This window comes from Thalassotalea sp. LPB0316 (assembly GCF_014898095.1).
GTDB lineage: Bacteria > Pseudomonadota > Gammaproteobacteria > Enterobacterales > Alteromonadaceae > Thalassotalea_G.
In genome coordinates, this window is record NZ_CP062946.1 from 3,196,522 (window position 1) to 3,216,685 (window position 20,164).

Genomic DNA, 20,164 nt, shown 5'->3' on the forward strand with positions numbered 1-20,164 from the left:
CGATGAAAGCACAATGGGAACAAATGAGCCCGAACATGAAGCGGGGCCTATCGGTTGCCGGTATTGCTGGTGGTCTCATTCTTATGGTGATGGTGTTTTCACCTAATCCTGACGATGGCTCAAGTAGTCGGAACCGACAGGAAACAATTCGGCACATTCTTACGGATACCAATACTCGTGATGTTGGGGTCGATAGTTTGGCTGCGAACGTAAAACTACTCAGTGAGCGCAATGAACAGTTACGTCGTGAAGTTGAGCGCTTGCGTCGTGACGTCGATTCAGGACGGCTAAGCCCAGATTCGCCTTCTATACCAAGTGAAGTCAATGCGGAGCTGGCCCGCCTTAGAGCGGAACTTGATGATTTTCACGCTGGAGGTGATGCAGCAGTTGAAGGCACAAATAGCCGTTTTGAAGTGCCTTTATCTGCCATGGAATTGCCTAAAGAAGAAAAGCCACTGCCGTCTAACCCAGACGACTATTTTGCCAATGCGCCGCTGCCTGATCCGCTCTATCAGCAGCCAGCAAATGGCCAAGGTACACGAGCTCGGGATGTTCCATTGCCGCCAATCACGATTCGTATGATTGAGCCTGAAGTGGTTGTCGAACCAGAGGTTGTTGTGCAAGAAGCGCCGCCTTTGTATCTACCGGCGGGCAGCATCATCTCGGGTACTTTGATCACAGGTTTGGATGCACCTACTCACGAGTCCGCAAGACGCGAGCCTTTTCCTGCATTGCTGAGGATTCAAAAGGAAGCCATTTTACCCAATCGATTTAGAGCGGATATCAAAGAGTGTTTCTTGATCGCCGCAGGTTACGGTGATTTGAGCTCTGAGCGTGCTTATTTGCGAGGCGAGACCATTTCATGTGTGAGAGAAGATGGTGGCGTCATTGAAACACGACTGGATTCTTATGCCGTGGGTGAAGACGGCAAAGCCGGTATTCGTGGCCGATTAGTGTCGAAACAAGGCCAACTGGTGGCCAAATCAATGATGGCCGGATTCCTTCAGGGTTTGGCAGGCGCATTTGATGTAAATCCTGTGCCGACGATTCAGACGGGTAATGCCGGTGATACTCAGTTGTACCAGCAAGTCATGAGCCAAGAAGCATTACAGGGCGCTGCGATTAAAGGCACAGGTAAAGCATTGGATCGAGTGGCCAAGTTCTATTTGGACATGGCTGAAAATATGTTCCCAGTTATAGAGGTAGACGCTGCAAGGAAAATTGAAGTCATAGTCACTCGTGGTGCCTCGTTGTCGTTGGCCACTTCGCAAGGGGGAGGTGCAAGAAGATGAAAAAATTCTGCATGTTGCTAACCGATCGAAGTCCGTTTCAGACAATAAGATGTGTATCCAGAGGAGAGTTAACCATGACGACATCAATGCAGAACAACCCAAAGCACCAGTCAAAACAGTGGTCTAAAGCTGGATTACTTTTATTGGCAGTCGGCTCAACCTTATTGTCTGGCTGTAGTTCATTGGGTCTTGGGAGTAGTGAATATGGATGCCCAGGTATGCCTGACGGTGTGCGCTGTTTATCCGCTCGTGAAGTCTATGAGCTTACCAGTAATGGCGCTGCACCCAAGACGATTGATGCTGTGGCGACTCGAATTGGTTCTCCCTCTGGGTATTCACAATCTGATTTAGAGACAGGACTGCTGAGCCATCCAGCATTACCTGAGACGCAGCAATCTGCACCTCTTCGCATTCCTTCAAGGGTGATGCGGATTTGGATTGCGCCTTGGGAGGATGACCGTGGAGATCTGAATTTATCCAGCTACGTGTTTACCGAAATTGAACCGCGCCGGTGGGATATTGGGGTGTCAGCACCTCGAACGGTTTCGCCAGTGCTACGTCCACTTCAGACTCAAAGCGATTCAGCCTCAGCGGGAGCTGATGGTAAGCGCGATAACTTGAGTATCTACGGAGAAACTAACGAATGACAAATGCAGTTCGCAGCATTCAAACTCAGCGCCTAATGACCATTGGTGCGCTTGGTTTGATGGCGTTAATGATTTCGGAGCCCTCATTTGCGGGCACCGGTGGTGATGCTTTCTCCGATGTGTGGGATACCCTAAAAGACTGGACCCAAGGTACTTTGGGACGGATCGTAGCGGGAGCCATGGTTCTGGTGGGTATTGTGGGCGGTATCGCTCGCCAAAGCTTGATGGCTTTTGCCTTGGGCATTGGTGGCGGTATGGGTCTCTACAATACGCCAACAGTCGTTGAAAGTGTTATGTCTGCAACCTTACCTGTTGTTGCCAGCACTCAAGAAGTTATTGGCACAACTGTTCCAGCAATCAGCGCCGTTTTACTGGGCACCTGATAAACTCTATAGAGACCTTTAAAAGGTTTGGGTCTACAAAGTCACTGCTTTGTGGACCCAATTTTTACATTCTAAATTCATTATTTGTAACGTTGCCTAGTAACTCGTTACTCACAGTTTTAAATAGTTTCGCCAAAGTATTTTGCAGGTAAACTTGAAACTTATCCTGAGCTAGGGTTCTATCAAATACATCTGTTGGTAAGAAACGTTTCATTTCTGCAATGAACGCTTCACTAGACACAATATCAGGAAGTCGTTCGAGAAAGTTTTCCAACATTTTGTTGAAGTGCTCAAGTTTATAATCTGACACCTTGTTTTTAACTAAGTCCATATTGAGTGTCGCGCCTTGTTGCTGTAACCAAGCTAAATCCCATATATCTCGGTGGCGGACATACCTTGTAGTGGCAGGTAAAGAAATGATTTTATCCGCCATGACCTCATCCAAGCTTTCTGTCAGAATTAGCGTATCACTGTATCCATCAGGCAAAAAATCGTAGTTTATTTGAAGAGGTTGCGGCTCTCTTGTATAGGCTGGAATGTTTGCCACTTCTACTTTGATTTTTTGTTTTGGCAGATCTTTTCTCTCAGGAGAAGTCACTACCGCTATTTGCCACTTATCAATGCTCAATTCAGAATATTTAGGATCTTGCTTTAGATCCTTTGGTTCTTTTACTGTCACTTCAAGCCCGTATCGTTCGCCAATGTACTTTTCTATACAATGTTTCATGTCTGCCAACATTGCTGAGCTGAAATCCTTCCCGCCAGCAAAATCCAGATCTTCGCTGAAACGATTGCCTCCATAACAAAGTCGTAACGACGTGCCACCTTGAAAAGTTAGTTTGTCTAGAAGTCCACCTTTCTCTAGCGCAAATAAAATATCGTAGTGTAAGAGCTCTTTCTCTATCACTGAACGCATATGAGATACATTTTCAACCTGCATTGCTTTATTCACCAATAGCGCGAAATTTTCTTGATCAATTTTCATATAGCCCATCCTTGCTTACTAAATGTGTATTTCGGCCAACTCGTTTTAAGTCTCTGTATGCAGTTTGTTTCGTTGCTAACCTAAGTGGTCTGCCGACTAAACTGGTATTTTCTATAATATCGATTGGATCTCGTTTCGTATGCGTAAATTCAATTGTACCCAAAGGTGTTTTGAATTCACCGGAACGCCCCGTTGTCATAACCGTTAAGCGATCTACTGGAATTTGCGAAATAACACCGAAATCAGAAAGTGCAGACTCCAGGCTAATGTAGTTATATTCTCCACGTCGAATAGTTTTAGCAATTTGCTCCAACGTATCGCTGCCTTTCGACTGCGCTAAATTGTATAAATACACACCATTAATGATTCGGGTGAGTAAGCCATCGTCTTGCAAACGTTTAATTCCCGCACGCAATGCTCGTTCATTATCTTGATGAAAGATTTTCGCCAGATCTGAATTAGTAAAAACACAGCGACCACGCTTGTCATATTCTAAGAGCTTTTTAATTGCCTCAGCCTTTTTCACAATACGCCTCTAGTTATCAAGGATGACACTTAAACATGTCATAAGTGTAGACTTATTTTTTATGGAGCGCAAGTGTACAATAATGACGCTAAAAGCTGTCAAATTTGTCAACTTGACCTCTGGGGGGTATTAAAAGGACTTGGTTAGTTTACACAGTGATGAATTTTAACACCCAGAGTGTGAAAAAGCGGGTTTAGATAAACTAGATGAATTGGGGGAAGCCTGTAAGGCTGCCAGAATGAAAGCTATACCTGAACTAATAGTGCGTAACAACAAGTGGCACCCTAGCAAGGCATCCAATTCTTCAATCTATCTAACCGAGTCCACATAGGACAACTGCATAGACTGGAGCCTCGATTTACATTAACGAGGACTCCTCATGCGAAAACTATCTCCAATTATTCTGGCGCTTGCGCTGTCTCCATTGGTTCAAGCTGAACCTGTGTCTGAAGTGTCGCCCGTTGGCAAAATTGACGGCATGGTTTCTTTACCTGTCACTGGTATGAAAGCGGTCGAAAGCAATGGCCGTATTGTTTTCATGTCAGACAGTGGCCGGTTCGTCATTGATGGCACGCTCTATGATGCCTGGTCGAAAAAGCCGCTTACTAGCCTCGAAGAAATTCGTGAAGCTGGTAACACGCTGGACTTAAGTCGTCTTGGCTTAAAAATGGATGATTTGAACCCACTGACTTTAGGCGAAGGCAAAAAGAAAGTGGTGGTCTTTGTTGACCCCCGGTGCCCGCATTGCCATGAGCTTTTGAAACAAGCCCTACCGTTAACCAAAGAATACACCTTCCAAATTCTCCCTGTGCCAGTGCTTGGTCCTGATTCAGAGCGTCAGGTTCGCCAGCTTGGCTGTGCGCGTGACAAGAAAGCAGCCACCGATGCATTGCTCAATGGCCGGATTGGTAACCTAGAACAGGATGATGCCTGCAACTTAGAACCAATGCAGCGTACCTTGGTGACGGCTCAAATCCTGGGCATTCAAGGTGTGCCTTTCATCGTTGCCAATGATGGTCGCATCAGCCGAGGCCGTCCTTATGATCTTTCTGCTTGGTTGGAGGGGCGTTAATGAAAGCCTCTCTGTATTCAGGGCAACGCGCTTCAGAGCTCTTGCCAGTATTGGCCTATTCCGACGATGAGCAACTGTTTTTCATGGAAGACCAAAGTGTTGGCTTTGGTTTTCTATGTGACCCATTGCCTGGTGGTGATGAGTCTGTTGCAGACAGGGTTAATGTTCTACTTAACAACGACTGGCCAAAAGACACTTTGCTGCAATTTGGCCTGTACGCCTCGCCTGATATTCAAACCGACCTTCAGCGCATGATGGGCTTACGCCATCGTCAATCCGATCCATTGCTCAGGGCGTCGATACGCAAACGTGCGGACTTCCTCGATGGGGGCACGGTTCAACCGATAGAAGAATCAACCCAAACTCAGGTACGCAACTTTCAACTGATCGTCACCTGCAAATTGCCTTTGGAAAGTCCTATACCGACGGAGCGTGAGTTGAGTCGAGCATCCGCGCTTCGGGCTTCTTTCTCGCAAGCGCTGGCAACGGTTGGTTTTCGTGTTACTGAGATGACCGACCGAAATTGGCTCGCAGCATTAAGTGCTCAGCTTAACTGGGGAAAAGATGCTTCCTGGCGCAATCCATCACCAATCCGCAGTGAGGCTGATAAACCACTTCGAGAGCAAGTGTTGGATTATGACCGAGCTATCAAAGTGGATAGCCAAGGTCTGATGTTGGGTGATTACCGAGTTAAAACCTTATCGTTTAAGCGCTTGCCTGAACGGATCTGGTTTGGTCATGCCGCAAGTTTTGCGGGCGATATGATGACGGGCAGTCGCGGTTTACGCGGAAGCTTTTTGCTGAATGTCACCATTCACTTTCCTTCAGCCGAGGCCATGCGATCTCGTCTAGAGACGAAGCGTCAATGGGCGGTCAATCAGGCCTATGGCCCAATGCTCAAGTTTGTGCCGGTGCTTGCAGCCAAGAAAAAGGGATTTGATGTTCTTTTTGAAGCCTTGCAAGAAGGTGATCGTCCTATTCGGGCAAATATGACTTTGACGCTGTTTTCACCAACGGAAGAAGCGTCGATCAGCTCTGTTTCAAATGCTCGAACCTATTTCAAAGAACTCGGATTTGAACTGATGGAAGATAAGTACTTCTGTTTGCCCATATTCCTGAATGCTTTGCCATTTGGTGCTGATCGCCAGGCGATGAACGACTTGTTTCGATTCAAGACCATGGCGACACGGCATGTGATCCCTTTGTTGCCTTTGTTTGCAGATTGGAAAGGCACGGGCACGCCAGTGATTAACTTTGTTTCCCGCAATGGCCAGATCATGAGTGTGTCCCTTTATGACTCGGGCAGTAATTACAACTGTTGCATAGCGGCGCAATCGGGGTCGGGCAAGTCTTTCCTGGTGAACGAAATCATCTCCTCCTACTTATCAGAAGGCGGGCAATGCTGGGTGATTGATGTTGGCCGCTCTTATGAAAAGCTGTGTGAAGTCTATGACGGTGAGTTCTTACAGTTCGGGCGAGACAGTGGCATTTGCTTAAATCCGTTTGAAATCGTTGAGGACTATGACGAAGAAGCGGATGTGTTGGTTGGGTTATTGGCCGCAATGGCCGCACCTACGCAGTCATTAACCGATTTTCAGATGGCCAACCTAAAGCGTCAGACCCGTGAACTGTGGGAGAAAAAAGGTCGTGCCATGTTGGTTGATGATGTGGCAGAGGCCTTAAAAAATCACGAAGACCGACGTGTGCAAGACGTGGGTGAGCAGCTCTATCCGTTTACGACACAGGGCGAATATGGCCGCTTCTTTAATGGTCACAACAATATTCGCTTCAAAAACCGTTTCACCGTTCTGGAGTTAGAAGAGCTCAAGGGGCGTAAGCATCTGCAACAAGTGGTGTTGCTTCAGCTTATCTACCAAATCCAACAGGAGATGTACTTAGGTGAGCGGGATCGTCGCAAGATTGTGTTCATCGACGAAGCCTGGGATCTGCTGACTCAAGGTGATGTCGGTAAGTTCATTGAGACGGGTTACCGGCGATTTCGAAAATATGGCGGCAGTGCTGTGACGGTAACGCAGTCGGTCAACGATTTATACGATAGCCCTACAGGTAAAGCCATCGCTGAAAACTCGGCCAATATGTACCTGCTTGGCCAAAAAGCCGAAACCATCAACGCGCTCAAAAAAGAAGGCCGTTTGCCATTAGGTGAAGGCGGCTACGAATACCTGAAAACGGTTCATACCGTCACGGGTGTCTATTCCGAAATTTTCTTTATCACCGAAATGGGCACCGGGATCGGCCGCCTCATCGTCGATCCGTTTCACAAGCTGTTGTACTCGTCCCGTGCAGAAGATGTAAACGCGATTAAACAGTTAACGCGCAAAGGCCTTTCTGTTGCTGATGCCATCTCTCAGTTGTTGAAGGAGCGAGGCTATGAATAAGTCCACGCTTTGGCCATTTATGGCCTCTATTACTTTGTCTATTGCTGGTAGCGGTTTAATGACCAGCTGGCTCTTAATGAAAACACTCGAACCCATCCACAGCCAGTTGGCGTTAAGTACGCCCATTGCAGTCGTGGATTTTGGGGAGGCGGTGTTGTCACTGGGCCCCAATGCCAGTGAACAAGACATCGAATCCAGGTTGCTTCAGACCAATCAGCAAATTGAAAAGCTAAAAGCAGCCGGTTTTATCGTGCTGGATGCCCAAGCGGTGGTGGGTGCTGATGATTCCATATTTGTGCCAGTAGGCTCAAAGGAGGTGTCTCATGCAGATACTCCGTAAAAGAATGCCTTGGCGGCCATATCTCATCCGGTTGGCCGTTCTTGCGTTAATCATGGCCTTGGTAGGCACCTACGCCATGATGCGCTACCGAATAGGTATTGATACCCAGCAAGAGCGCTGCCTGCCTGATACCACGGTGTATCTGATTGACCTATGGAATAAAGAGCCCGTTAAGGATGGTTTGTATGCCTTCCACTCAAAAGGACTTGCTCCGTTATATCACGACGGTACTCGTATGCTGAAACGCCTAACAGGGATGCCTGGGGATGAAGTCAAGGTGACGCCTGAACATGTGCTGGTGAACGGTGCTGAAGTCTCAACCGGTATGGCATTAGCCCAGCGTCTTGGTGTGGCGGAATCACAATTTAGCCGCTCATTGACGCTGCAAGAAAACGAATATTGGTTTTCCGGCGAGGCTGCTACGAGTTTCGACTCCCGCTATTGGAATGCCGTTAAGCGCGAGCAGATTGTCGGTCGCGCTTGGCCGCTTTGGTAGGAGGTAGATGATGCAAAGACTATGTCTCTTATTTTTGTTGGTTGCTCCATTGTCTTGGGTTCAAGTTTCCTGGGCACAAGAGCCTTTTCCGTTGTCTGACGAGGACAAAAAGATCGTCGAAATGAACCGCAGCATTTTACAAAGTGCTGTGGATGGTTCATCTGAATTTATCGAGCCTTTTTCACCGATTGAACAACCTGCGTCGCTCAAACACAACGATGAATGGTTGATATTTGCGTCGTCTTCACTGGGGGATTCCTCACTGAAGCAGCTATTTAAAGAGGCCAGTGCTACCGGCGCTATTGTGTTGTTTCGGGGAATTCCTGAAGGAAAGACCTTGGGGGCGGCTATCCGTGATTGGCATACGCTGATGAAGGGGCTTGATCCTGTTCCTCAGGTTCGAATAGATCCGAGAGCCTTTGTGCACTGGCGGGTGACTAGCGTGCCTGCCATTTTCCGCATAGAAGATGACAAGGTGACTGCAAGTGCACTAGGGGTTTACAGCAAGGGCTGGTTGCAGCGTCAAATTGAAACAGGCAATACCGGTTCATTGGGTCAACGCGGTCCTATTCATTCGATTTTAGAACCGGATTTGATGCAAGTAGCGATGCAGCGTTTACAGTCGATTGATCTGGGCGCATTAAAGAAAAAAGCCATTGAGCGTTTCTGGTCTCGCCAAACTTTCACTGACTTACCCAAAGCCACGCAGTATCGGATAAGAATGGTTGATCCAACCATCGTCATGCAGCGGCCACTATTGGATGCCAATGGCCGAACATTGATCCCAGCAGGAACGCGTATTAACCCGCTAAAAGCCTTGCCGTTTACTCAGCAGCTTGTGGTGTTTAATGCGTCGAACGCTGAAGAAGTGGACGCAGTTGCGCATTGGCTTGAGACGCAAGATAGGACACTGCGCCGCATTACGCTTATCACCACGCAGCTCGACCGTGCCCAAGGCTGGAATCGCCTCAATGCGCTCGAAAAGACATTGGACAGTCCGGTTTACCTTCTCAATGCCTCGCTAAAGCAGCGCTTTGATTTGCAAGTCACCCCATCGTTTGTTCAAGCAAAGGGGCTCGCGTTTGAAATAGAAGAAATTCCAGTAAAGGAGCTTGTTCATGAAAAAGCTCAATAATACGTATAGTCTGATACGGACTCTCGTTGTCATGCTTGTCCTGGGCGCATCTATTCCTGCAAAAGCCGAATTGACCTGCCCAGACGCGGGGTTATTGTCCGGCAAGTTGCTGACGGATGTTTGCTGGTCATGCATTTTTCCTATCCGGGTTGCAGGTCTTCCACTTGGCTCTGGCAGTGTCCCAAGCGGCGCATCAAACAAGTCATTTTGCTTATGTGAAGACAACTTAGGTGTGCCAAGGCCAGGTATTGTTACCAGCATGTGGGAGCCAGCGCGTCTGATTGAACTGGTCAGAGCGCCGGGTTGTTCGCCTTCCCTGGGAGGGATTCGTTTACCGTTAGGTGATAGACGACTGCAAGGTGGTCATGGCGAGGGTGAATACGACACCGGTGATCTCGCTTTCTACCATTACCATTATTACGCCTTTCCGCTTTTGGTCATGCTCGATTTGTTCATGGATGGCAATTGCAATGCCGATGGTTACATGGACTTTGACTTGATGTATTTGTCGGAATTGGACCCAACATGGCTGAACGATGAACTGGCCTTTTTTACTCAGTCTGAAGCGGCTGCCGTTGCCAATCCATTGGCTATATCTGCTTGTACCGCTGACGCTGCCTCATCAACGCTTGGTAAACCCATCGACCAGTTGTTTTGGTGTGCTGGCAGTTGGGGGCATCTCTATCCGTTATCTGGCCATACCTTAGCCTTTGGCTCATTAGCAGAAAACACCAGCCATTTAGCGGCGCGTGCAATCGCAGCTCAACACAGGCGTGGTCTTGCAAGGCGAACAATGGGGAACAGTGCGCTATGCCGACCTGTTATCGAACCCATGCTGCCGAAATCCCAATACAAGATGAGTATGTTCTTCCCTGTACCAGAAACTGAAAGTGCGCATGTCATCGGTGAAAGCACCATGAAATGGGGAGAGTGGCGAACAATCCCAGGTGCCGGTGAAGATGCGCTCTATATTTTGTGGCGCTGGCAAGACTGCTGTAACTCGGGAGGTTAACCATGAAACCAACACTTTTCACCCGAGTGTTAGCGGGTATTTTATCTATCACTATGGCGTGCTTGCCCCTACATGGTGTCGCCGCTGATGTGCAGCGCCAATCCGGCTTAAGCGGACAACAAGAAGGTAAGCAATTACTGCAAAACTGGACGATGCCCGCACTTAACGGCAATACGTTGTCGGTGCCGAATGGCAGTGGTAATGAGTCCATTAACTTGCAAGAGCTTTTTCCTGGTATGGATCAGGGCTCATTGGATGTCTTAACGGGCGTTTATGGCTCTGATACCAGCATGAATCAATTGGGGACGCAGCGCCAAGAGAGCATGGCATCCGAAAGTGGCGCTACGGGTGAGGCGTTTCGTTCGCTACAGCAAATCAAAGACAGGTCGCGGCCAGATATGGTCAATGATCCGCTTTGGGCATTAACCGATGCGGTTCAAACTGACCCAAATCTATTAACACAAAGCTTCCCAGGCTGTGAGTCTCAAGGTGAAGGTAGCCCAAATTACCAGCAATGCGACAGGCTCAATACAGCGGTGAACAGCTGCACTATTACTCACGATTACACGGCAGGCATTATTGAGCATGTTTCAGGACCAATGAACCTTCGCTCTTGTGGTGAGGGATGTCTTGAAGTTTGGATTGGACGAATTGGCGACAACTACTGGAGTGGCCGTTGTAAAGTGTTTGAACAGGCCATCACACTCAAAGTCGTGAATCCCGATGCGATTACCTCAGCCGTACTTGAGTACGCCAAATGGGATGACTACATGCAAGTGTGGCTTGGTGATCAGAAAGTCTGGTCTGGGCCGAACAATAATTTTCCACCAGAAACGGCAGGTCGCTGCGAGCTTAGTACCAGTTGGGAACGCAATCCTAATACTGACCTCACCGCCAAGCTAAAAGCGGTAGAGCCCGGTTTAGAAGTGCCAGTCAAAATTCGCGTATCGGTAACGGGTAGTGGTGAGGGCTATGCACGCATCAAGGTGCGCTTTGATCCAACCAAGGTGGTGATGAATGATAGTTGGTCACCACAGTCCTGTATCGAACAAGCAGCGGATATCCCGACGAAGTTTTCAGACTACAGCATTCAATGCACGGATCAGCCGTCTTCAACCAACGGATGTACGGTGGTCAATGGTGTTTCAGTTTGTGAATCCTACTTTGCCCCAAGCCCTGTGGCTGGCATATCGCCTTTGTGTCGGCGTGTACAAGTTAGTGTGGATGATGAAAGCTATAAGGGGATTGAAAATCAGGCCTGCCAAGTGCTTGAAGCGAATCCTTCCTGTGGATTCATGTCGTCAGAATGTGCCGAGACCAATGATAAAGGTGAATGCATTCGTTTTACCGATACCTATGACTGTGGATTACAAACCAGCGATCCAAAGTGCGTGGTATCCAATCTTATGCCGAGTAGTTTTGAGGCTTGTGAGCCTACTCAGACGATTACGCCATTTACTGAAACCAAGCATGTACCGGATTACCAGGTGTGCGAGAAGATCAGCACGCTTACTCAGTGTCAGTTAGAGCGACGTGTATCCGCTGAAACCCATCAACAAAGCTGGTCCATTGAGCGCGGTTGCTTTAGCTCTGAAACCATCAGTTTTGTTCCACAGCACAGCACCACCATGCAAACTGGAAACGCGACACTGAAGATTTTTGATAATCAAAATACTGAGATAAAAATCACCGAGTCGCCGTCCAAGGCAAATGGTTGGAAAACGACACTCTCACTGACGGGCAACAAGGAAACGGTGACTGAGACGAAACCGTCCATTAAATACCCTGAAATGACCTGTCCAAAAGGAACCTTGGTTGGCTCATTGTGTAAAGTTGTCAATGGGTCGATTATTTCGTGGCATGAACCCCAGGAAGTCACTCGTTCCAGATGTGAGTCTGGCTGGAACAAAGTCGATTTCGACACTTGCAGCCGAGAAGTTCAGAAGTGTTTGGCTCCTGCGAAACTGAGCGCGTCATTGGCCTTCTCCGGCAAATACTTAGAGCAGGACGTTGTTCATCAATCAAGTGATCCGGGCATAGACCAATGCTTGATGCAAACGGATCAGTTCACTGCGGTGCAGTGGCAGTGTTTGGATACGGGCACAAAACGAATCGACGGGTTAACGGTTGGTAGTGGCGAGTTGGCCAATCTTGGAAATCTTTATCCGGCTGTTGTTTCGTCTCCTGCTCATTTAACCAGTCGCGGCAGTTCTGATGGACTGGGGCTCTCATGCTGGAGGGCAAGAGCGACCTACAATGCTTCGACTGCTCATCCTGAGTTCAACATGGGCAGCTCAGATAGCTGGGTAGATGCCAATGGTAATACACAAACCATCGTCAATAACGGACAAAACACGACCACCAATACGTGTGCCGCACTGGAGCAAAACCCAGTCTGTCAGTATGTCAGAACCGAATGCACTGAAGGCGGGGCTGGTCATGAAGGCTTCTGTTATATCCAAAGTTTGGTGTATGACTGCGGACAAAGCGTTGAAGTGCAAAACGCTCGAATGGAAACTCAATTCAACTGTGAGGGGCCAGTTCGCTGCATGGGCACTGATTGTTTAGAGCCAGAGTCAATCAAGCAGGCTAACTTTGCAGAAGCCGCAGCGATGCTTAATGCGGCGCAGTTTATGACCAATGATATGTCATGTACGGGAGCTGATGGCCAAGACAACGTTGAGTGTACGGTCTTTAAAGGTAATGCTGGCCAGTGCAAGAAAGCCGTTGGCGGCATAGTGGATTGCTGTGAAAAGCCAAGTGGCGTGTCGTTATCGGACTACATCACGATGATAGTAGCGGTTAACAAGCTTGATACGGCAGTCATGGCCATGAATCCGTCTTCGGCAATCTATGGTTCGTGGAATACGCTCAGGGAACCAATCACCAGTACTTGGAGTGCGGTCAAAGAGCCCTTTGTGTCTGCATGGGACTCTCTCATGGGGGCTGGGCCATCAACGGCTGCTGGCGCGGGAGCGGAGCAAGCTGCGACTGGCTTCATGCAGGTGTTGACCAACAAAACGGCTGAATGGGTAGGTACGACCTTTGGTTCAGGGGCGCAATCGGCACTGTTTAGTAACGTTGGTGGCGCAGTTGGAGCCGATGGTGTCGTTTCGGGTGGTAACTTTGCGCTGGGTGGCGCTGCGGGCGCGGTTCTGAGTACGGTTATGACGGCCTACATGATTTATTCAGTCACCATGATCCTCATTCAGCTTATCTGGAAATGTGAGCAGAGTGAGTTTGAAATGAACGCCAAGCGGGTATTGAAGAGTTGCCACTATGTAGGTTCTTACTGCAAGTCTAAATTCTTAGGTGCCTGTGTTGAAAAACGGCAGTCATATTGCTGCTTTACTTCGCCGCTTTCACGGATCATTCAAGAACAAGTACGTCCTCAATTGGGCCTTGGTTGGGGCAGTGCGAAGTCACCAAACTGTGAAGGTTTGACCGCGAGTCAGTTAAACCAGGTAGATTGGAGCCAAGTCAATCTCGATGAATGGATAGGTATCTTGTCGATAACAGGCAACCTACCCGAAGTACCGTCACTGGATCTGGAAAGACTCACTGGCTCAGGAAGTACGCTAAACGTGGATGGAAACCGTCAAAGTGCCGCAGACAGAGCCATTGAACGGCTAAACGGAATGGATGCTCAGAAATTACGCCAAGAGGCGACGGAAGAAATTTCGGGGAATAACTAGAAGAAAAAATCTTTGTCAGCTCCAGTATATTTTGGAGCTGACATCGCGCTAGATGTTGCATTATATGTAGTAAAGGGAACGTTTTTGAGGACGATTTATGGCTTTGCAAGTTTAATGACTTTTTAAATGTGCGTTAAATCGGTAATAAACTGTGCTGCATATTGAAGGTATTCCTGTTGTGGAGTTCGAATTACATCCCATCTTTTTGCATAGTTAAGAGGCCTGTCGCGTTGTTTTGCGTATGTAAGAACAAGCCGACGTTTGGCACGGGATACACCAACAAAGAAAGCACACCGATTAGCATCTTGATCCCCAAAGAATATTTCGTTCTCAACGGCCATAATTATCGTTGAGTCGAACTCCAATCCTTTGCTCTTATGGATAGTCAGAATACGCACAGCCTGATCATCAGAGAAACGAGTCAAGGCTTGAGGCAAATCGGGGGTAAGTTCAAGCAATTCTTCAATGCGTGCTTTGGTATCTCCCACAACTTCACCTAATCTGGCATGTGACTCATAGTCAGGCGAGAGAGCAACAAGAGTCTCCATTCCTATTTCCTTCAAAAATCCACACACAGAATCCCACCATCCTGAAAACGGTTCATCCAACAACTCGGCCATGGCTATGATTTTTCGCTGTTCCTTGAAGAAGCTTTGGAAATTTTGCCTGACGCTAGACTGCACCTCATCATCGGCAAAGGGAATCAATTGATTCATCAGCCGAATCCAGGCTTTGGGCTCTCGCTGGCCATAGAGACAGGACAAATAGTCAACAACGAGCCTTGCGGCAGGTTCGACAGTAATATCCTGCATCTCCTGCTCATTCCGGTACGGTATTCCCCTAACTTCTAATGCCACCATCAGGTGATTGGCGTAAAGATCTAGTTGTTTGGACACTAATACGGCGATTTCGGATAACGGAACCTGTTCATTTCTTATCCACCCGGCAATCAAATCGGCCAAGTACTCAGCTTCACTCTGGGCATTCTCGAATTGCCACGCGAAGACCTCTCCCTCTTCACCAGCAAGTTGGTGATCAGGCATGACGGAAGCCGGATCGAGCACGCGAATTATCTCGTTCTGCATCCGAAGCAGGCGTGGTTTTGAACGAAAGTTTCGGTACATGTTTAATGGGACCGCTGAAAAATCCCTAGCGAACGTTTGGAAAATTCCGTCCAATGCACCTGCCCATCCCATGATTTTCTGCTTGGTATCACCGACAGCAGTGAGACGAATGCTCGTACCTTGGAAGGCTACCTTCACGAGTTCATACTGCTGATCCGTGCAGTCCTGGAATTCATCCAAGAAAACATCGCTGTAAGTTTGGCGTATGGCATTTCTTGCGACAGTGGAGGCCTTAAGAATTTGAATTGCTAGCGGTACAAGATCATGAAATGTAATTTGCCTTTTTGTGACTTTTCTTTCGCCAATCGAATAATCCAGATCAAGAGCATCATTACCAGTAAGCACTACTCGGAAACGATCAATAATACGCTTTGCAAACGCATGAAATGTGTAGCTATCAAAACGGGAAGCCAATTCTTGTCCACAGCGTCGCTGGATTCGCTCCTTCAAGTTTTTGCTGGCGTCAACTTTGAAAGAGATAGCGAGTATTCTCTTCGGATAACGGCAGGTTCCGGTTCGTAGGAGGAAGTCAGCTCTTTGTGCAAGCATTTCCGTCTTGCCCGCGCCCGGCCCCGCCGTCAGTGCAAGACAGCGCGCTTGTTCCTTCGCAGCCCGCAGTGCATTGGGTTCAAGCGTTAGCCCATCCGAAGGCAGCCATGCATCTACAGCAATCACTCGGGCAGTTCCGCAAGCTTGGCGATCACGGCATCAGTGAGTCGTCCAAATGATTCAGGCATGTTCGCCAGCAAATCCGCGTCGCTTAGTTGAGCGAGAGCATCGATATGAGCAGCGGGCTTGCTGCCCAGTTTAAAAAGCTTGTGATACGTAGAGAAAAGATTTAACTCGTCATAGCTATATTGGGATGGGTCATGATGGCTCTTGCCCAACACGGCTTTAATCGTTGAGTCATCCGGAACTTCCTGTTGAACACCGTAAGCATCTGGGAAAGCAAGGAGCATTGAAAAATCCAAATCCATTGGAAATGAGAAAAACACACCACGCATTTCCAGCTCTGCAAATACACTCTTAGTACCGTTTTCAAAGAAATGGTGGGTACGAACAGGTACTTTGTCATCATTCCAATCTGATAAAGAAAAAGTATTTGGCAGAACTTTTTCAGGTTGATATAAGCCAAGTTGGTTATTTACATACTTTATTCTTCCCCAGCCCGCTTGATATCTGCCCACATCTAAATCGAGAAGGGTCAAAAATGGGATTTGCAGTGCTGATAACAGGCGCCAAAAATGGTTGACATGCCTACCTCCAAGCGGAGCAATCGTAACCGCTGACTCATCAACTGGCGCACCCTTCGCTTGGAAAAGGCGCGGTAGTACAATTTCTTCGCTATCCCCTTCACCCAACACAACCAAACGTGAGAAGTAGATCTCAGGGAATGCCTGGACAGCCTCGCGTACAAACTTGTGCGCTTCATCGGTTTTAGCGGGTAATTGGATTTTCGTAATTCTTGATTGCCGGGTTTCGGTAAGTCGAAGATATCGAATATGTTCCGGATCGACACGTCGTAACATTGACGGAGCATGCGTAGCGATTAGGGCCTGAGCATCCTCGTTGCTCGTCATGGAGTTCAGAGCGCTGACAATCCGCCCCAGATAGTGAGGCGAGAGGCTGTTCTCTGGTTCCTCAAGGGCAATCAAAGTAAAGACTGGCGGACGCAATTTTTCTGGGTCAAAAGAGCCGTCCTCACCGGCAAGGACAGCACGCCCAATTGCTTGAGATGAAAGAACCAATGACAGATAGAGCATCGACTTCTGGCCGTCACTGAGTCTGGAAAAATCGACAAGATGTTCATCATGTCCAGGCGAGAATGATACGGACAAATGACGAAGCAACGCCTCGATCTCAGATGCCACAAAAGTAATCTTGGGATCTGTAAAGTAGCTGCCTTTATGAAGGGTGCCCCATGTTTTCTTCAGGTGGGCACTAAAAGCATTGACCGATGGATTAGCAGCCAAACTCTCACTAATCTGGTCGGTGAACCCTTTGACTTCCTCCCGTTCATTTTCCCAGTTCACTGCCCGTAGCAAGCGGCCAAGCAGCGCGTTCGTTCCATATGCTATGTGGTCAGTCGGATCTCTTCTTGCGGGCAGATAGTGGACTTGTATGTGATTTCGTTCAGACCTTGGAACCGTTTGAGGATTTAGAGGCGAACCATCCGGGCCAGCTTCAAGCACATACACAAAAGTCTCATCAATATCCCCATCCAGGCCCATAGTGGCACTTAGGCGATATCGTACCCTAGGAATTCCGTCAGGGGCATCAAGGCGCATGTGACTGAAATGGGGAGCAACGGTCGAGTTATCTTCTTCATCCTCCAACTCGGGGAACACGAAGTCCGCCTCAATCCATAACTGCCTTTCTTCGGGCGCTTCTTGTTCATCGTGCGGGACATGGAAGTCTGAGCGCTGAATACGGCGTAATGATGGATCAAATGCAAACAGTCGGCACAAAGCCTGGAGTGCAGCAGTCTTGCCTGACCCGTTGGGGCCAATCAGATAGGTAATATTTTCCAGTGTCAGTTCTGTTGGTTCAGCACCAAAACTCTGAAAATTTGAAACCCGAATACTGTGCAGTTTCATTCTTTTATCCTAATACATATGGCCCGAAAAATTAAATCTTCCCGTTCCATGGGTGATTTATACAGAACAAGAATTCCCTACACTCGAGCCCGTGCACGTTCTCTCGCCTTAAGCTCTATGCGTTGTGATATTTGGCTATATAGCTGGGCTTCCTCATTCTCTCGATCAGTGACAGTCACAACCAAGGCATAGTCTTCTTGTTCGAAACTCAACGCCTCACCCCAATCTCTATCTTGTCGAGTAATTACAACAAACCACTTTTCAGAAGGCTTCGGCTGTTTAATCCGCCAAGTTGAAGATTGAACTGTACCTTTACCTCTTAATTCAGCACTTATGTCCCTATTACTTGTAGCATCATCATTTCTGGTTTTAGTTTCATCCTGAGTACTGTGATTGAAATGCCTTTGAACAGACTCAAGCGACTGATCTTTGACTAACCTAAAAGACATTTTAGTGGCCACATAGTCTATCCTAGTTGTCCTGACCGCTGGACAATAAGACAGAGTAACTCTAATTTCTCTGGAAGCACGCTGAGACCTTAAAAAATCATCGGGAAGCGGCAGTTCGAAAAAGTGATGCGAGTTGTTTTCAATTTTCTCTTCAGCCATTAAGACAACGGCATTTTGTGAAGATCTAAAAAGCTCCCCCTCATCAACAGCACCATAACCAGCTATATCTCTAAACGCATCTCGTCCATTTGCGCTCCTATAAGATTTCTTCATATCTTCAGGAAAGCTGCTTTCAATCTCCGACAGCATATTCGCATGATTAACCAGTAGTGCTCTGAGCAAATTAGCAGAAGCCTTCGGGTAGTTATTCAATAAACGACCTGCAAGATGGGTAATGTAAGGTGCCGCAAAACTTGTTCCGCTAATTTCGCTAAACAATGTGTTCCCAACGAATCGACTATTACAGGTCAGTACCCCCATGCCTCGCATAACTGCATTGAGTTCGTTGCCTGTTCTTATTGGAGAAGCCAAGTTTCCACCCATAGCTACCAGCTCGGGTTTAATTGCACCTTTAATAGTGGGACCGTGACGTGTAAATGGGGATGGTTGATTTTCTGTGGCTGGAGCCAATTGCCCAATTTCAGGATACCGTTGAGCATCGAAAGTCGCATTATGTCGAGCCAAGCTTCCCACCGTTAGAACGTTTAGTGCCGGAGCTGGATCTATGATAATACTTTCGTCAGCTAGAAGGTATTCTGGATACTCGTCTCTCCAGCTATGTCTTGGCACATCTGGATCGATAGAGCCTGAGAAGTTCCCAGCAGAAACGACAAATAAGATATTGAAGTCCCTAGCCAATTTATCCAAGACATACGCAATTCCTCGAATATGACGATTATCGTAAGGTGCATTGGAATTCCCTAACGACAAATTGAAAATTCGACATTGGTGTTCTTCGACAAAATAGGTTACAGCTTCAATGAGAGTTTTTTCGATAGAACTGGAGTCAAACTCCGCATTCTCATCAAGAATTCTACCATTGAAAATCCAAAGTTCAGGGTGCCAATAATTAGTTGAGTTACACGCTTCCAAGTCACCATACAGAGCTACACCAGCGACAGCAGTGCCATGACCATTCAAATCCATGCCACCTGTATCACCAATAAAGTCTTCACTTTCCGCAATTGCGGGTGCCAACAGGGGATGGTTAGTATTTACTCCGCTATCAAGAACACAAACCCTGGCAGCTTGATGAGTAGGGGATAGTATTCCTTCAGGAATTCTATCGATGTCACAATTCAATTGGCTATAGTGAATACCGCTCTTGGGTGGGAGATCAACCAGCCTAACATCGCTGTGATTCAGCAGTACATTCGCCTGACTAGAGTTAACCTCCAGACGGTACATTATTAAGCTATCAAGGTTAACTTTATCTGTTCGCCGTATTCCGTTATGAACTAACCAACGCTCAAATGCATCACAAGTGCTTAACCTCTCAGGATGATAAGCAACAGCCACAGGCCAAAGTTCCACATCTAAGAGAAATTTTTCTGACCTTGGTAAGCCATTTCTTCTGAGAGCCCAACTCTTCCGATCCTCACTTGTCCAGTTATCGATTCCCTCTATGGCTTCGAGAATCTGTTTGTACGTCAACTCCGCATCGTCTAAACCTAAACGTTGCAAGTGATCTGCAAACACAGCCATTCCGGTTTCATCAACAAAAACAACACACAGATGATTGTCTTCTTGGCTTACAAACTCGATACCATGTTTGTTTAGATGGGTAATATCGAGAAGTCCCGTATAACGAATTTTCAGTACAAAATTACCAGGGCGTGACGTTTGTTGACTTTGTGCGAATTTGAATGATTCAGTTAAGTCTCTGGATAATTTTTGACCATGCCCACGAAGATCACCTCGTGGATGTCTTGGAATATTGATTTTTCTTGTTCTACGTTCATTTTCAAGCAGTTCTCTTTCAATCTTAAGATGTTCATAATTAGCCATTCCTA

At 47.5% G+C, this 20,164-nt stretch carries 15 protein-coding genes; 10 read left to right on the forward strand and 5 right to left on the reverse strand.

Going from position 1 to position 20,164, the window contains the following annotated elements; translation table 11 throughout:
- The first annotated feature begins 2 nt into the window (after window positions 1–2).
- From LP316_RS14410 to traA, 3 genes are all read left to right on the forward strand, one after another.
- A complete protein-coding gene (locus LP316_RS14410; protein ID WP_193021827.1) occupies window positions 3–1,292 on the forward strand; it encodes a TraB/VirB10 family protein in 1,290 nt (429 codons plus the stop codon).
- Window positions 1,293–1,366: 74 nt separating this feature from the next.
- Window positions 1,367–1,939, forward strand: coding sequence for a type IV conjugative transfer system lipoprotein TraV (traV, locus tag LP316_RS14415; protein WP_146008853.1), 573 nt, complete (start codon window positions 1,367–1,369; stop codon window positions 1,937–1,939).
- On the forward strand, window positions 1,936–2,322 hold the full coding sequence (gene traA, locus LP316_RS14420) for a TraA family conjugative transfer protein (RefSeq protein WP_193021828.1): 387 nt from the start codon (window positions 1,936–1,938) through the stop codon (window positions 2,320–2,322). The genes traV and traA overlap by 4 nt, the downstream gene beginning before the upstream one ends.
- Window positions 2,323–2,386: 64 nt before the next feature.
- Here the strand turns inward: traA and LP316_RS14425 are convergent, their stop codons facing one another.
- Window positions 2,387–3,307 (reverse strand): nucleotidyl transferase AbiEii/AbiGii toxin family protein, encoded by a 921-nt coding sequence (locus LP316_RS14425; protein ID WP_193021829.1) that lies wholly within the window; start codon window positions 3,305–3,307, stop codon window positions 2,387–2,389.
- Entirely contained in the window at window positions 3,297–3,833 is a 537-nt protein-coding gene (gene abiEi / locus LP316_RS14430; RefSeq protein ID WP_127693169.1) for a type IV toxin-antitoxin system AbiEi family antitoxin, read from the reverse strand. Before abiEi ends, LP316_RS14425 begins: the two co-directional genes overlap by 11 nt.
- Window positions 3,834–4,212: 379 nt before the next feature.
- On the opposite strand from abiEi, the gene LP316_RS14435 reads away from it, so the two are divergent.
- The 7 genes from LP316_RS14435 to traN are packed head-to-tail and all read left to right on the forward strand — an operon-like array spanning window position 4,213 to window position 13,982.
- Complete coding sequence (locus LP316_RS14435) at window positions 4,213–4,905, forward strand: DsbC family protein (RefSeq protein WP_001228924.1); 693 nt, start codon at window positions 4,213–4,215, stop codon at window positions 4,903–4,905.
- On the forward strand, window positions 4,905–7,304 hold the full coding sequence (gene traC / locus LP316_RS14440) for a type IV secretion system protein TraC (RefSeq protein WP_024008831.1): 2,400 nt from the start codon (window positions 4,905–4,907) through the stop codon (window positions 7,302–7,304). Before LP316_RS14435 ends, traC begins: the two co-directional genes overlap by 1 nt.
- Complete coding sequence (locus tag LP316_RS14445) at window positions 7,297–7,644, forward strand: hypothetical protein (RefSeq protein ID WP_011788500.1); 348 nt, start codon at window positions 7,297–7,299, stop codon at window positions 7,642–7,644. The genes traC and LP316_RS14445 overlap by 8 nt, the downstream gene beginning before the upstream one ends.
- Window positions 7,628–8,140 (forward strand): S26 family signal peptidase, encoded by a 513-nt coding sequence (locus tag LP316_RS14450; RefSeq protein WP_193021830.1) that lies wholly within the window; start codon window positions 7,628–7,630, stop codon window positions 8,138–8,140. The genes LP316_RS14445 and LP316_RS14450 overlap by 17 nt, the downstream gene beginning before the upstream one ends.
- Window positions 8,141–8,150: 10 nt before the next feature.
- Complete coding sequence (locus tag LP316_RS14455) at window positions 8,151–9,275, forward strand: TrbC family F-type conjugative pilus assembly protein (RefSeq protein WP_193023914.1); 1,125 nt, start codon at window positions 8,151–8,153, stop codon at window positions 9,273–9,275.
- The gene (locus LP316_RS14460; RefSeq protein WP_193021831.1) at window positions 9,259–10,287 is read left to right on the forward strand and encodes a TraU family protein; all 1,029 of its coding nucleotides are present in this window, start codon (window positions 9,259–9,261) and stop codon (window positions 10,285–10,287) included. Before LP316_RS14455 ends, LP316_RS14460 begins: the two co-directional genes overlap by 17 nt.
- A 2-nt stretch (window positions 10,288–10,289) precedes the next feature.
- Window positions 10,290–13,982 carry a conjugal transfer protein TraN gene (gene traN / locus LP316_RS14465; protein WP_193021832.1) on the forward strand — a complete coding sequence of 1,231 codons (3,693 nt, stop codon included), beginning with the start codon at window positions 10,290–10,292 and terminating at the stop codon, window positions 13,980–13,982.
- A gap of 122 nt (window positions 13,983–14,104) precedes the next feature.
- Here traN and LP316_RS14470 read toward each other — a convergent pair whose 3' ends face one another.
- The 3 genes from LP316_RS14470 to LP316_RS14480 all read right to left on the reverse strand — a co-directional run bounded on the left by LP316_RS14470 (window position 14,105) and on the right by LP316_RS14480 (window position 20,159).
- Window positions 14,105–15,781 (reverse strand): UvrD-helicase domain-containing protein, encoded by a 1,677-nt coding sequence (locus LP316_RS14470; RefSeq protein WP_025610717.1) that lies wholly within the window; start codon window positions 15,779–15,781, stop codon window positions 14,105–14,107.
- Window positions 15,778–17,703 carry an ATP-dependent nuclease gene (locus LP316_RS14475; protein ID WP_175223897.1) on the reverse strand — a complete coding sequence of 642 codons (1,926 nt, stop codon included), beginning with the start codon at window positions 17,701–17,703 and terminating at the stop codon, window positions 15,778–15,780. The genes LP316_RS14470 and LP316_RS14475 overlap by 4 nt, the downstream gene beginning before the upstream one ends.
- Window positions 17,704–17,780: 77 nt before the next feature.
- Complete coding sequence (locus LP316_RS14480; protein WP_025610719.1) at window positions 17,781–20,159, reverse strand: S8 family peptidase; 2,379 nt, start codon at window positions 20,157–20,159, stop codon at window positions 17,781–17,783.
- Window positions 20,160–20,164 lie beyond the last annotated feature (5 nt).

What these genes read in the sequence shown, in the direction of transcription:
- LP316_RS14455 (WP_193023914.1), top strand. Translation starts at nt 8,151, where the DNA reads ATGCAAAGACTATGTCTCTTATTTTTGTTGGTTGCTCCATTGTCTTGG.
- LP316_RS14445 (WP_011788500.1), top strand. Translation starts at nt 7,297, where the DNA reads ATGAATAAGTCCACGCTTTGGCCATTTATGGCCTCTATTACTTTGTCT.
- traN (WP_193021832.1), top strand. Translation starts at nt 10,290, where the DNA reads ATGAAACCAACACTTTTCACCCGAGTGTTAGCGGGTATTTTATCTATC.
- LP316_RS14475 (WP_175223897.1), bottom strand. Translation starts at nt 17,703, where the DNA reads ATGAAACTGCACAGTATTCGGGTTTCAAATTTTCAGAGTTTTGGTGCT.
- LP316_RS14460 (WP_193021831.1), top strand. Translation starts at nt 9,259, where the DNA reads ATGAAAAAGCTCAATAATACGTATAGTCTGATACGGACTCTCGTTGTC.
- traC (WP_024008831.1), top strand. Translation starts at nt 4,905, where the DNA reads ATGAAAGCCTCTCTGTATTCAGGGCAACGCGCTTCAGAGCTCTTGCCA.
- LP316_RS14450 (WP_193021830.1), top strand. Translation starts at nt 7,628, where the DNA reads ATGCAGATACTCCGTAAAAGAATGCCTTGGCGGCCATATCTCATCCGG.
- LP316_RS14425 (WP_193021829.1), bottom strand. Translation starts at nt 3,307, where the DNA reads ATGAAAATTGATCAAGAAAATTTCGCGCTATTGGTGAATAAAGCAATG.
- LP316_RS14480 (WP_025610719.1), bottom strand. Translation starts at nt 20,159, where the DNA reads ATGGCTAATTATGAACATCTTAAGATTGAAAGAGAACTGCTTGAAAAT.
- LP316_RS14435 (WP_001228924.1), top strand. Translation starts at nt 4,213, where the DNA reads ATGCGAAAACTATCTCCAATTATTCTGGCGCTTGCGCTGTCTCCATTG.
- LP316_RS14410 (WP_193021827.1), top strand. Translation starts at nt 3, where the DNA reads ATGAAAGCACAATGGGAACAAATGAGCCCGAACATGAAGCGGGGCCTA.
- traV (WP_146008853.1), top strand. Translation starts at nt 1,367, where the DNA reads ATGACGACATCAATGCAGAACAACCCAAAGCACCAGTCAAAACAGTGG.
- traA (WP_193021828.1), top strand. Translation starts at nt 1,936, where the DNA reads ATGACAAATGCAGTTCGCAGCATTCAAACTCAGCGCCTAATGACCATT.